10 protein-coding genes are annotated in these 13,069 nt (G+C 65.7%); 2 read left to right on the top strand and 8 right to left on the bottom strand.

The features are described 5' to 3' along the window. Nucleotides 1–34: 34 nt before the first annotated feature. Complete coding sequence (locus P0Y64_08280) at nt 35–3,193, top strand: amidohydrolase family protein (protein ID WEK44755.1); 3,159 nt, start codon at nt 35–37, stop codon at nt 3,191–3,193. Nucleotide 3,194: 1 nt separating this feature from the next. Here the strand turns inward: P0Y64_08280 and P0Y64_08285 are convergent, their stop codons facing one another. The 4 genes from P0Y64_08285 to P0Y64_08300 all read right to left on the bottom strand — a co-directional run bounded on the left by P0Y64_08285 (nt 3,195) and on the right by P0Y64_08300 (nt 8,133). Beyond that, nucleotides 3,195–4,499: an MFS transporter gene (locus P0Y64_08285; protein ID WEK44756.1), complete on the bottom strand. Its 1,305-nt coding sequence runs from the start codon at nt 4,497–4,499 to the stop codon at nt 3,195–3,197. Nucleotides 4,500–4,613: 114 nt separating this feature from the next. Beyond that, nucleotides 4,614–6,131 (bottom strand): AMP-binding protein, encoded by a 1,518-nt coding sequence (locus tag P0Y64_08290; GenBank protein WEK44757.1) that lies wholly within the window; start codon nt 6,129–6,131, stop codon nt 4,614–4,616. 22 nt (nt 6,132–6,153) lie between these two features. Further along, on the bottom strand, nt 6,154–7,131 hold the full coding sequence (locus tag P0Y64_08295; protein WEK44758.1) for a nitronate monooxygenase family protein: 978 nt from the start codon (nt 7,129–7,131) through the stop codon (nt 6,154–6,156). Nucleotides 7,132–7,263: 132 nt separating this feature from the next. Further along, on the bottom strand, nt 7,264–8,133 hold the full coding sequence (locus tag P0Y64_08300; protein WEK44759.1) for a LysR family transcriptional regulator: 870 nt from the start codon (nt 8,131–8,133) through the stop codon (nt 7,264–7,266). A 221-nt stretch (nt 8,134–8,354) separates the two neighbouring features. Here P0Y64_08300 and P0Y64_08305 point away from each other — a divergent pair, with 221 nt between their 5' ends. Continuing rightward, complete coding sequence (locus P0Y64_08305) at nt 8,355–9,092, top strand: enoyl-CoA hydratase-related protein (GenBank protein WEK44760.1); 738 nt, start codon at nt 8,355–8,357, stop codon at nt 9,090–9,092. Between the two features lie 10 nt (nt 9,093–9,102). Here P0Y64_08305 and P0Y64_08310 read toward each other — a convergent pair whose 3' ends face one another. The 4 genes from P0Y64_08310 to P0Y64_08325 all read right to left on the bottom strand — a co-directional run bounded on the left by P0Y64_08310 (nt 9,103) and on the right by P0Y64_08325 (nt 13,058). After that, nucleotides 9,103–10,143, bottom strand: a complete 1,041-nt coding sequence (locus tag P0Y64_08310) for a PLP-dependent cysteine synthase family protein (GenBank protein ID WEK44761.1) — start codon at nt 10,141–10,143, stop codon at nt 9,103–9,105. Nucleotides 10,144–10,169: 26 nt separating this feature from the next. Beyond that, nucleotides 10,170–11,153 (bottom strand): nitronate monooxygenase family protein, encoded by a 984-nt coding sequence (locus P0Y64_08315; protein WEK44762.1) that lies wholly within the window; start codon nt 11,151–11,153, stop codon nt 10,170–10,172. Nucleotides 11,154–11,340: 187 nt separating this feature from the next. Continuing rightward, nucleotides 11,341–12,237 (bottom strand): enoyl-CoA hydratase/isomerase family protein, encoded by an 897-nt coding sequence (locus P0Y64_08320; GenBank protein WEK44763.1) that lies wholly within the window; start codon nt 12,235–12,237, stop codon nt 11,341–11,343. A 110-nt stretch (nt 12,238–12,347) separates the two neighbouring features. Continuing rightward, nucleotides 12,348–13,058: a CerR family C-terminal domain-containing protein gene (locus P0Y64_08325; GenBank protein ID WEK44764.1), complete on the bottom strand. Its 711-nt coding sequence runs from the start codon at nt 13,056–13,058 to the stop codon at nt 12,348–12,350. Between the last annotated feature and the right edge of the window lie 11 nt (nt 13,059–13,069).

Consider the following 13,069-nt stretch of genomic DNA (forward strand, 5'->3'; position numbering starts at 1 on the left):
CAGAGGCTGCGTTCGAGGCGAAGGAGGCTAGACCGTGGACTGGAAGCTCAATCGGCGGCAGACCATGGCTGTGGGCATCGTGGGCGCTGTTGGCGCCACTATGCTGGCCGAAGGAGCTGGCCTGGCCGAAGGTGCTGGCACCGCGGCGTCCGCCCCCCGCCCGGAGCCGATCGTTACGCGGGGCAGCGCGCGCGATCTGATCAAGGTCACCGCCGGCACCAATTTCGCCGTTGCGCCCGCGCCGGACGGATCGAAGCTCGCGATCGACCTCGGCGGGACGATCTGGCTGCTCCCTGCTACGGGCGGCACGGCCTGGCGCCTGACCGATCCGATGCTGGAGGCGAGCCAGCCCGATTGGCTGCGCGATGGCAGCGGCCTTGTCTTTCAGGCCTATACCCAAGGTTATTTCCAGCTCTGGCGCGTGGATGCGACGAGCGGGGCGTTGCAGCAACTGACCACCGGCGCATCGGACAGCCGCGAGCCGGCGGTGTCGCCCGATGGCAAGCGTATCGCCTATGTGTACGATCGCGGCCGGCGGTGCCGCGTCCACATCCTCGATCTCGCGACGCGCGAAAGCACGCCGTGGAACGACATCCCCGGCGAAGCGGCGCAACCGAGCTGGTCTCCGGACGGGCGGGAGATCGCCTGCGTCATCGACGGCCACCGGATCGTAGCCGCACCGCTGACCGGCCCGGCGCGCGAGATCGCCACCGTTCCGCGTGGGCGCAACCCGCTCGATCGCAGCCTTGTCGCGGGCCCCGCCTTCACGCCCGACGGCAGCGGCGTGACCTATGTCGAGGTGATCGGCGTGCGCGCGCGGATGCGGACCGGTGGCGGCGCGGATCTGGTTTCCGGGGAGGATGTCTTTCCCTTCCGCCCGCGCTGGCTGGCGGACGGCGGCTTCCTTTATTCGGCCGATGGCGGGATTCGCAGGCGCGCGCGAGAGGGCGGGGTGGCTGAGGTTCCATTCGAGCTGTCGCTGGCGCTGCCACGCAACCAGCCGCGCCGGCCCCGCGCATCCAATGCCGTCAGCGGGCCGCAGCAGGTGCGCGGGATCGGCTCGCCGGTGCTCTCGCCGGATGGCACTCAGATTGCGTTCCGGGCATTGAACGCGCTGTGGGTCATGCCGATCGGCCAGCCGCCGCGCGAGATTCTGGCCGACGGCTATTGCATGGTCGATCCCGTCTGGTCGCCCGACGGCAGGCAACTCGCCTTCGCCAGCGATCGCGGCGGCACGTTCGACATCTGGCTGCGCGACGATGCCAGCGGTGCGTTGCGCCAGCTTACCCGTTACGAGGGCGCGGTGAGCGGCCCGGCGTGGTCGCCCGATGGCACGCAGATCGCGTTCATCGACCAGAAGGGCGCGTTGTTCGTCTGCTCGGTCGCCAGCGGCGAGACGCGCAAGGTGCAGGATCCGGTGTTTCTGCCCGGCAAGCCGAGCTGGGCGCCGGATGGCAAGACGCTGGCGCTCGCCGCGCTGGTGCCATCGTCGGCGCGTTTCCGCGAGGGCAGGAACCAGATCCTTTTGGTGGACGTCGCGAGCGGCAAGGCGCGTTATCTGTCGCTGCCCGGTGAGGCTTCGATCGCGACGCGCGGAGACGATGGGCCGGTCTGGTCGCCTGACGGCAGCCATATCGCCTTCGTCGTCGCGTCACGCTTGTGGGTGTGGCCGGTCGGGCCGGATGGCACGCCGACGGGCGAGCCGCGCGCAATCAACGATGAGGTCGCGGATTGCCCATCGTGGAGCGCGGACGGTCGCAAATTGCTCTATTTGTCGGCGGGCAAACTGCGCCTTGCCGATCCGTCCGGCGGCAAGCCGGTCACCATCCCGATGCAGTTTCGATGGGCGGTGCCCAAGCGCCCCCGCCCGCTGGTGGTTCGCGCGGGGAAGATGTGGGACGGCCAACGCCGCGCCGCGCTGGACATGATCGATATCGGTATTGTCGACGGCACTATCACCTCGGTCTCTCCCGCATCGGGCGAGAAGCCGGGCGGCGATGTCGAGTTCGTCGACGCATTGTCGCTGATGGTCATGCCGGGGCTGGTCGACGCGCATACGCATCTCCAGATGACGGGGCACGGATATGGCGATCGCGAGGGGCGGCTGTGGCTGTCGCTGGGGATCACCACCATTCGCTCGCTCGCCGGCCCCGCCTATCACATGGTCGAATATCGCGAGGCGATCGCGAGCGGGCGGCGTGTCGGCCCGCATGTCGTCGGCACAGGCGAGGCGATCGACGGGCCGCGCATCTTCTATCACATGATGCGTCCGGTGACCGAGCCGGGGCAGCTCGCCCGCGAACTGGAGCGTGCGGAGGCGCTCTCTTACGACGTGATGAAATGCTATGTCCGGCTGCCGGCCGAGACGCAGCGCGAGGTGGTGCGCTGGGGGCATCGCCACGGCCTGCCGGCGACTTCGCATTATCTCTATCCCGGCGCCTTTTACGGCATGGACGGGCTGGAGCATATGGGCGCCACCAACAAGCTTGGCTATTCGCATACCGTTTCGCAGACCGGCCAGGTTTATGGCGATGTCGAGGCCGCGCTCGCCCATACCGGGGCGGCGCATGTGCCGACCTTGTTTCAGGCATCGGTGCTCTATCGCGACGATCCCGCGCTGGTGGATGACGAGCGGCTCCGCACGCTGTTGCCGCCATGGGAATATGCGCGCCTGAAGGAGCTTGTCGGTTCCGCCGATGAGAAGTCGAGGGCGGCGCAACTGGGCATCCTGGAGCATAATGTCGGGCATGTCCGGCGGCTGATGGCGCTGGGCGGGCTGATCGTGTCGGGCACCGATGCGCCGCTCGATCTCGCGGGCACCAGTCTGCACATGAATTTGCGCGGTATGGTGCGCTTCGGTGTGGTGCCGGTCGATGCGCTGTTCACCGCGACGCGCAACGCCGGGCAGATGCTCAACCAGCGGCTCGGCGAGATCGCCCGTGGCGCGCGCGCTGATCTTGCGATCGTCAGCGGGAACCCGCTGGAGCGGATCGAAGATGCCGCGAACGTCCGTCAGGTGATCGCGGGCGGGGTGCGCCACGACATCCCATCGCTACTCGCGCCATTCCGCGCGGCAGGCGTTGGAGTCGCGCCGGCGCTCGCGGCGTCGGAACTGCCTCGCTCGCCTTATTGGTGGCATCAGGCGAAGTTCGTCGAAGGCTGTCGCGGCTCCTGTTGCAGCCACCTCGTCTGAACTAGCTCCGCGCGGGCGCTCCGTCGGTGCGGAGCGCGTGGACGAGGAGGGCGGTGAGCGCGAAGCCGATCAGCGGCGCCCCCGTGGCGACGATCAGCAGCATATGCGCCGAACCGTCGCTCGCCGCCGCCTTCGGATCGAAGCCGAGCAGCGCAAGCGGCAACAGCGCCGACGCGCCCAGCCCGCTGCCGAGCTTGTCGAAAAAATTGGTCATCGCGAAGGCCGCGCCGCGCACCTCGCAGCCGGTCCGCGCGATATAGGCGTTGGCCAGCACCCCGGTGATGGAGCGCAGCAGATATGGCCCGGCGCCGAAGCCCAGCCCCATCAGCGCCTGTATGCCGAACAGCCCGATCGCACCCATCCGGGTCGCGAGCGGCAGCAGCATTACCACGCCGCCGAGGAAGATCGCGGCCACGAGCAGCGTTTTCCGGTCGCCCAACCGGTTGGCGAGCTTCATCCAGCCGACCATACCGAGCGGCGCGACGGCGAAGGTCAGCGTCATGCTGAGCGCGAAATATTTCGGGGCGTGATAGAGATGCTCGGCGACGAAAAAGCCCATCGTCGCCACGGCCGTCCAGGCGCTGTTGTAGATCAGGATCGCCAGCGACAGCAGCACGAAATCGCGGCTGAGCAGGAACGGCCGCAGGATCGCCCAACTCGCCACCGAATGCGCGCTCGTGCGCCCCTCACGATCGGGGGTGAAACAATAAGTGATGATCGTGCACAAGGTGATCGAGATGAGGATGAACAGCCCGGCGGTGCGCGCCTGTGCGGTGATGTCGCTGCCGTAGAAATGGCTGCCGGTGGCGACCAGCCCGAAGACGCCGAGAATGCCCGCGATCACGCCGACCTCGCGATAGCCGAATAGGCGCGAAAGCGTGCGCGGATCGTCGGTCATCGCCGCCGCCCACGCCTGATGCACGATCATCCCGATGGTGAAAGCGATGTAGATCGCGCCGCCGCCGGCGATCAGGTAAACCGGCCCGACCAGCGATTTGATCGGCATGAAGATCAACAATACCGCGATCAGATAGAGCGGCAGTGCGATCAGCAGCCATGGGCGGTGCTTCTGGCGGAAACGGGCGCGATCGATAGCGATGCCGATAAACGGGTCGCAGATCGCGTCGATCACCCGGATCAGCATCAGCGAAGAGGCGACTAGCGCCAGCGGCATGCCGAGCGCCTGGCTGTAGAATGGCGGGATAAAGCTGCCGATTGCGGCCGTGGTGGCGATCAGCGGGATGGCGTAGATGCAATAGGCCAGCAATTGCCCGCGCGAGAGCGGCTGGTCGGTCGAAACGGTCATGCCGCGCCTTTCCACCGAACGGCGCGCGCCGCAACCGCTGGGACTGCGGCGGCTCCGCAATCCTCGATCCGGTATTTCCGGTGCATCCCCAATCCTCTCTCGTCGATTTTCGTGTCAGTCGATGAAGCGCGCCAGAAGCTCGCTTTTGTAGAGCTTGCCCGTGTCGTGTCGTGGCAGGCTGTCGGCGAGTTCGATCCGCTTGGGCGCCTTGACCGGGCCGAGCCGGCGGCGCGCGTAATCGAGCAGCGCATCACGCAAGGTATCGGCATCTGCCACACCCTCGACCGGCTGGATCACCGCCACCGCGACCTGGCCGAATTCCTCATGCGGAATCCCGATCACGGCCGCATCGCGCACCTGATCATGTTCCAGGAACACGGATTCGATTTCCTGCGGATAAATGTTCACCCCGCCGGAGATGATCATGAAATGGCGCCGATCGGTGAGATAGAGGAATCCATCTGCATCGACATGGCCGACATCGCCGAAGGTGCGCCAGCCGCGATCGTTGGTCGCCCGCCGGGTCTTCTCATCGTCCTTCCAATATTCGAACCGGGCGGTGGATTCGAAATAGATGTCGCCCGTCTCGCCCGGCGGCAGCTCATTGCCGTCGGGGTCGAGAATATGAACCTTGCAACCAGATGGCTGTCCGACCGACCCGGGATGTTGCAGCCAGTCGATCGAGTTGATCCTCGATGATCCGATCCCCTCGCTGCCGCCATAATATTCGTCGAGGATCGGGCCCCACCATTCGATCATCGCCCGCTTTACATGGACAGGGCACGGCGCCGCGCCATGGACGGCGTGGCGGTGGCGCGACAGATCATGCCTCGCGCGCTCCTCCGGCGACAAGCGCAGCAGGCGGTGGAACATCGTCGGCACCCACAGGCTGTGCGTGCACCCATATTGCACGAGTTGCCCCAGCGTCCGCTCGGCATCGAACCGATCGGGGATGACGACGATCGTGCCCGCTGAAAGCGCGGCGGAGACGAAGCGGTGCGGGGCGGCGTGATAGAGCGGGCAGGGGCAGTAAAATACCGTGTCCTGATCCACGCCATAGCCCATGATAAGACCGTCGTTCGCCGGATCGGTTATCCCCATCGGCCCGTCCGGCAATTCCTTGCGGATGCCCTTGGGGCGGCCGGTCGTGCCCGAACTGTAGAGCATCGCCGCGCCGGGCGAGCAATCGTCCGGCAAGGTATCGGGCATACGCGAGGTAAGCGCATGCCAATCGGGAATGTTCTCACCCAGCTCGATGCCGAAGATCGTGTCATGGATCGCGCGCAACGCCGACGTGTCCTCGGCGGCGAAGCTCCCATTGGAGAAGATCGCGGCCTGCGCGCCGGAATCGGCGAGGACATAGGCCGCGTCCTCGACCGACAGCTTCGTCGACAGCAAAACGTAGAACAGTCCGCTGCGCTGCGCCGCGAGCATCGCGGACAGGAATTCCGGCCGGTTGGTGATCGACAGCGCGACGCAATCGCCGCGTTTCAGCCCGAGCGAACGAAAGGCATGCGCCGCGCGATTGGCGGCGGCGTTCAGCTCGCCACGGGTCAGCGTGATCCCGCTCGCCGGGAAAATCGCGGCTGGGCGATCGGCAGCAGCGATCGCATGGTCGATGAAGTTGGGCATGCCCTATCCTGTTTCGCGCGATTCAGGCGGCGACGAGGCGGTTCATTGCGTCGGCCGCGGCACGATACTGGCGCTCAAGCTCATCGACGATCTCGGCGATCGGCTGCGCGCCGGAGATCGAGCCGCAGCCATGGCCGCAGCCGCGAATATCCTTCCACACCTTGATCTCGCCATCGTCGCCCTTGCGATATTTGGCGGTTTCGGGGCTGTATTTCGGCAGGTCGTTGAGATCGAAGCCGGCGGCGGTGATGGTCTGTTTGATGTAATTGCCGTAAATGCCGGTGAACATGTTGGTGTAGATGATGTCGTCCGCGCTGGATGCGAGCACGTCCTGCTTGTGGACATCTGACGCATTCGATTCCACCGCCGGAAGGAATCGGGTGCCGAGATAGGCGAAATCCGCGCCCATCGCCTGTGCGGCATAGATATCGCGCCCGGTGCTCATCGCGCCCGACAGGATGATCGTGCCGTCGAAGAATTCCTTCACCTGATTGACCAGCGCGAACGGGCTCTTGTCGCCGCCCTGACCACCGGCGCCGGCCGCGACGAGGATCAGGCCGTCGACCCCCATCGATGCCGCCTTGCGCGCATGGCGCAGGTTGGTGACGTCGTGGAAGACCAGCCCGCCATAACGATGCACCTCGTCAAGGATTTCGCGCGGCGGCGCGCGCAGGCTGGTGATGATGAGCGGCACCTGTTCGCGCACGATCGTGATGAGATCCTGCTCCCACCGATCGTTGCGTTCGGACATCACTTGATTGACCCCGAACGGGGCGACCTTGCGTGCCGGCTCCGCTGCCTGAATCGCCGCCAGTCGCTCGCGGATTTCACGGATCCAATCGGTCAGCGTGGTCTGCGGACGGGCGTTGAGTGCCGGGAAGGTGCCGATGATACCGCTGGCGCATTGCGCGACGACCATCTCGATCCCCGATGCGATGAACATCGGCGCGCCGATTACCGGAAGCCTCAGATGATCGCGGAACTGGGCGGGAACGGTCAACACGGGTCTCCTTCAAGGTGTCACGCGCTTGGCAGGCGTGATTGCCATGATGGTTCCCCCAGCCGGTGCCGGCGAACAAACGATTTGGATTGGCGATAGATGATCGTGGTTCACCAACCCGCCGGCGCTGGCTTAGCTGGTGCGCTCGATCGCGCTGTCGAGCCAGCGGCGGAAGCGGCCATAAGTGGACTGGAGCTTGCGCGATTTGCGCACCGCAATCCAATAGGACAGATCCGAATTGATCACGTCATTTCCGAACGGCAGCACCTCGCCCTGCGCGACGAGCTTGTCCGCGATCCATGCCGGGGCGAGCGTGATGCCCTTGCCGCGCGCCGCCGCGTGGCAGGCGGTAAGCACTGAATCGAATCGCACCTGCCGTGCTGACGGAGCGATGGTGAAGCCCAGTTTCCGCGCTGCATTCTCCCACGGCATGAAATCGGTGCTCGAATTGAGGATCGGGCCGAACACGACATTATCCGCGACGATCGGGGTTTCCGATCTGGCGGAATAGACCGGCTTAAGCGTGAACGGCATCAGATCTTCATATTCCCAGCCCTCGCCGGGGTAGGGGCCAATGCCGATCAGGATATCGAATTCGCCCCGCATTCCTCCTTCCGCGATCGTCGCGCTGGTCGAATCGACCTGGAAATCGGGGAAGCGGCGGCGGAATTCGTCGAGGTTCGACAGGATGAACTGTTCGGTGAACGCCGCCATCGAGCACAGTCTGACGCGGCGCGTTTCCGGGTGGTCTGTCAGTTCGCGCCAGTTTTGGTCGATCGTCGCGATGGCCTGCGCGACCGTCGCGGAGAGCTGGCGGGCATTGTCGGTGGGCCGGATGCCCTGACCATCGCGCTCGAACAGGCGCTGGCCGAACTGTTCCTCCACCAGCCGGATGCGGTGGCTGATCGCGGAAGGGGTGAGGTGCATTTCCTCGGCCGCCCGCTTCAGGCTGCCAAGACGGGTGACCGCCTCCAGCGTCTGCAACAGGATGAGAGGCGGCATCGATTGTCTCAAGCAGCGATCCTCGCGAATGACGCAGCAACATATCGGGGGCGCCGCTGCGTGAAGCGCGCAGGCGGATTAGCCCCGGACGCGCGCCGGCTCAATCGCCGCGCCTAGCGCGATATTGAAATGATTTCACGCGCGGCACGGCTATTTCGCTTGAGCGGCGCCGCCGATTGACGGAGCGGTGATTGATTGGCGAACAGAAGAGGCGAACAGGCATGGATTGCGTAACGGTCGAAATGGACGGGCCGATCATGGTCGTCACGCTGAACCGGCCGGAAAAGCGCAACGCCTGGAACGGCGCGATGGTGGAGGCTTTCCGCCGCGTCTGGATTGATTTCGCCGCGCTCGATGACGCCAGCGTCTGCGTGGTGCGCGCGGCCGGCCCGGTCTTTTCCGCCGGGCTCGATTTCAAGGACCCGCCCGCGAACGATGACGGCGCTTTGCCCAATACCACCGTGCCGTGCGACAAGCCGATCATCGTCGCGGTGGAGGGCGCCTGCCTCGGCATGGCGTGTTCGCTGGTGCTGATGAGCGATATCGTGATCGCCGATCCGCGCGCGAGCTTCGCTTATCTTGAAGCGACGATGGGCTTCCACGGTGGCCTGATGGCGGGGTTCGCGGGGCGGATGCTCTACAAGCCCGGCCTGCAATGGATATTGACCGGCGAGGCGATGGCGGCCGAACGGGCGCGCGAGATTGGCTTCGTCAACGAGGTGGTGGAAGAAGGCGCCGCGTTCGATCGCGCGATGCAGCTTGCGCGGCGGATCGCGGGAAATGCGCCGCTCGCGGTGCGCTCATTAAAGGCGATCGCACTGGAGACGTTGCCCAAAGGCCCGGTGGAACAGGCCTTCGCCGCCGCGCGCATGGTGGAGGCGATGCGCACCAGCGACGATTTCCGTGAAGGCATCGCGGCATTGCGCGATCGGCGCCCCGCGCGGTTCACGGGGCGCTGACCGGCGGGGCTCAGGCGGCGCGCGCCTCGGGCGGGCAGGCGATCGCCTCGTAACCGATCAGTTCCACCTCGGGCGCGATATAGCCCGGCTTCATCGGCTCGACGCGCGCGAGATCGGTCGACAGATATTTCTTGTTGTCGTCGCTGAACACTGTCGCGACCACCGCGTCCGGGGTGAGCCGATCCTGCGCCAGCAGCGCGGCGACAAGGTTCGCGCCCGATGAGATGCCGACGGCAAGGCCAAGTTCGGATGCCAGCCGCTGCGCCATGATGATCGCATCGCCATCCGAGACGCTGAGCACCGCATCAAGCTCACCGAGATCGACCACCGCCGGGATGAAGTCATCCGAAACGCCCTGAATTCGATGCGCGCCGGTCTTGTAGCCAGTTGAGAGTGTCGGGGATTCGAGCGGCTCGACCGGGTGGACGCACGCGCGTGGCGCGATCCGCCGCAGCGCGCGGCCTACACCCATCACGGTGCCCCCGGTGCCGACGCCCGCGACGAAGGCATCCGCGCACAGGTTGCGGCTCGCCAGTTGCCGGATCAGTTCTGGCCCGGTCGATTCCTCATGCGCCTCGCAATTGTGCGGATTGGCGAATTGATCGGGCAAAAACACGTCGTCACGCGTGCGCGCCATTTCCTGCGCCGCCGCGATCGAGCCGAGGAAGCCGTCTTCCGCGCGGCTGAAAAGGCGCAATTCCGCGCCGAGCGAGCGCATCAGCGCCTTGCGCTCCTCGCTCATCCAATCCGGCATATGGATGCGGACCGGATGGCCGAGCATCCGCCCGAGCGATGCGAAGGAAATGCCGGTGTTGCCGCTGGTCGCCTCGACGATCGTATCGCCCGGCTTCAACGCGCCAAAGGCATAAGCCTGACGCAGCACGTTGAGCGCCATCCGATCCTTGATGCTGCCGGTGAGGTTATAGTGTTCCGCCTTGGCGTAAACGATCCGCCGCGCGCCCTTCCAGCGCAGGTGGATCGCCAGCAACGGGGTCTGTCCGATCAGATCGGACAGGGTGTCGATGCGGTGGCTCACCGGGAAGGGTTGCATGTCGCCGTCGTGCGCATACGGGGGCATCAGGCGGCGACCCCGGCGAAACCGGCGAGCCGATCGTTGATGAGGCGATCCGCCTGCTGCATGATCCGCCCGATCAGCTCCGCAACCGGCGGCGCATCGTCGATCAGCCCGGCAACCATGCCGCAGCTCCATGCGCCGGCCTCGACCTCGCCATCCTTCATCACGCGCGGATAGATTCCCGCGACCTCTTCGGCGATGTCGGCGAAGCTCAGTTCGGCGCCGAGCGCACGCTCCTTTTCCAGCAGCCGCGTGACGGCGCTGTTATTGAGCACGCGTTCGGTATTGCGCAGCGAGCGCATGACGAGGCGGGTATCAAGCTCGCTCGCGGCGATGATCGCTTCCTTGACCTTCGGGTGAACCGGCGCCTCACGGGTGCAGAGCAGGCGGGTGCCCATGTTCATCCCGTCCGCGCCGAGCGCGAGCGCGGCGACCAGCGAGCGGCCGTCGGCCATCCCGCCAGAGGCGACGAACGGGATATCCAGCTCATCGGCGGCGCGCGGCAGCAGGATGAAGTTCGGCACGTCGTCCTCGCCCGGATGACCGCCGCATTCGAAGCCGTCGACGCTCACGGCATCGCATCCGATCGACTGCGCCTTGAGCGCGTGGCGGACGGAGGTGCATTTGTGGATGATCTTCACGCCCGCTTCCTGCAGCGGGGCGGTCCACTTTTGCGGGTTGTTGCCCGCGGTTTCGACTGCACGGACGCCTTCCTCGACGATCGTGCGCATGATCGCGGCATAATCGGGCGGCCGAGTGATCGGCAGGAAGGTGACGTTCACGCCGAACGGGCGATCGGTCATCTCGCGGCAACGACGGATTTCGGCGCGCAACGCTTCCGCGTCGGGCAATGTCAGCGCGGTGATCATGCCGAGCCCGCCGGCATTGGAGACGGCGCTCGCCAGCTCGGCCAGCCCCACGAAGTGCATGCCACCCTGTACGATCGGATGCTCGATGCCGAACAATTCGGTGATCCGGGTTTTCATTTCCGCCCTCCCATGTCTCTGCCGCGCTGGGTGGCGCGGGCTTGTGCGCGTTTTCCACGAACGGCCGGGATTCGACCGTGGTGGAAGTGGCATCGCGGATCGCATGACGCGGGCGCGGCGCCGAATTAATTCAGGCGCGCGCAGTTGACCTCACTTCACGGCTCGCGCCCGCATTCATGCCCGACGCTCATCGTTTGTCGGCGTCGGTGATCGCGGCGGCGCGTTCCCGCACGCGCTCGTGGACATCCTGCCGCACCGCGTAGCCGGAGAGATACGCCAGCCCGATCGAATCCTGATAGGACATGGAGGCGACGGCGTTGAGACCAAAGCGCGTCGCCTGCACCGTGGATGTCGGCAGCGTGGCGATGTGGCGGGCGAGAACCAAGGTGCGATCGCGCAGTTCATTCACCGGGACGACATGATTGGCGAGGCCGGTGCGTAACGCTTCCTCCGCGTGGATGCGCTGGCCGGTCATCAGCCATTCGAACGCCTTTCCCTGACCCACCAGCCGCTGGAGCAGCCACATTCCGCCTTCGGTCGGCACGAGGCCGTTGAGTACATAGGCCCATTGCAGGAACGCCGTATCCGCCATCATGCGGATGTCGCACACCGCCGCGAGATCGGCGCCCATCCCCACCGCGGGGCCGTTGACCATCGCGATGGTCGGCTTGATCAGGTGCTTGAACCAGATGTGCATCATCGCGGTATGCTCGTCGAACAGCAGGCCATCCTTGACGAACGGGGACTTGCCGTCCGCCGCGTGGCTTTCCATCCCGGACCAGTCCTTGATGTCCGCGCCGGCGGAAAAGGCGCGCCCGGCGCCGGTGAGGACGATCACCTTCACCGCCGGATCGTGCTTCAGTTCCTGCGTCACCGCGCGCATGTAGCGATCGAACAGCGACCATCCGCCCGGGCGCGGTTGATCGGCGGCATAGCCCATGGAAAAGGCGTTGAGCTTGTCGGGGCGATCGATCGTGACCAACGCCACGCCGTGATCGTCAACCTCGATCCTGAATTTCGTCATGCCTGCCGGTGCCTGCGCGACAATCTCGCTTACGCTGGCATAATCGATCTCGCGAAACATTCGCCTCTCCCCGAATTTATCTGGCGGCGCGGGTTTCGGGGATCGTCTCGCTCGGTGACAAACGATTTGGATGGTGTGATTGGTGAGCTCAATTCACTATCGCGCAATCGTCACGCGCTCGCGCTCTGGCGCAGGGCGTGCGCGGCAGGGGCTGCGAGGGAATCTATCTGTTCGTCCAGCGCGGCGATGACGAGCGCTGCATAATCGCCCTTGCCTGCGGTACGCGCGATCACGGGCAGGCCCGAGAGGAACCCCGTCAGGCTCGATATCATCAGCACCGCGCGCACCTGCGCCTCGGTTTCGCTGAGCCGCCCTTGCGTGGTCCGCACGATCAGATCGGTGGCGAGTTCGATGCCGGGCCGCCATAGCTCGGCATAGAGGATTTCGAAGGCCGGCCCGGGGCTCGCGATCTCGCGTTGGACGAATAGCGAGTGATTGCGGGTGCTTTGCGCGGATAGCAGGAAATGCGCCAGCGCGGCGAACACGCGTTTGAGCAACGCACGCGCTTCATCGGGTGCCAATTGGCCGCTCAGCGCCGCGAACGACGTCTCCGCCACCGCGCCCATCCCCTCGCGATAGCGCGCGACGATCTCATGCGCGCAGGCGAGATAAAGGCCGCGCTTGTTCCCGAAATAATAAGTGAGCGCGGGGAGATTCACCTCCGCCTCGCGGGCGATCTGGCGCGTCGTCACGGTGGCGAAGCCGCTGCCGCCGAACGCGCCCAGCGCCACGTCCAGGATGCGCGCGCGCGTTTCCTCGCCCTTGCGATAGCCGCTGACGGCGGCGCGCAATGGGGCGATCGGGGAAGGGGGGCGGGCCATGGTCAGAGGTT

This window comes from Candidatus Sphingomonas colombiensis (assembly GCA_029202845.1).
GTDB classification, from domain to species: domain Bacteria; phylum Pseudomonadota; class Alphaproteobacteria; order Sphingomonadales; family Sphingomonadaceae; genus Sphingomonas; species Sphingomonas colombiensis.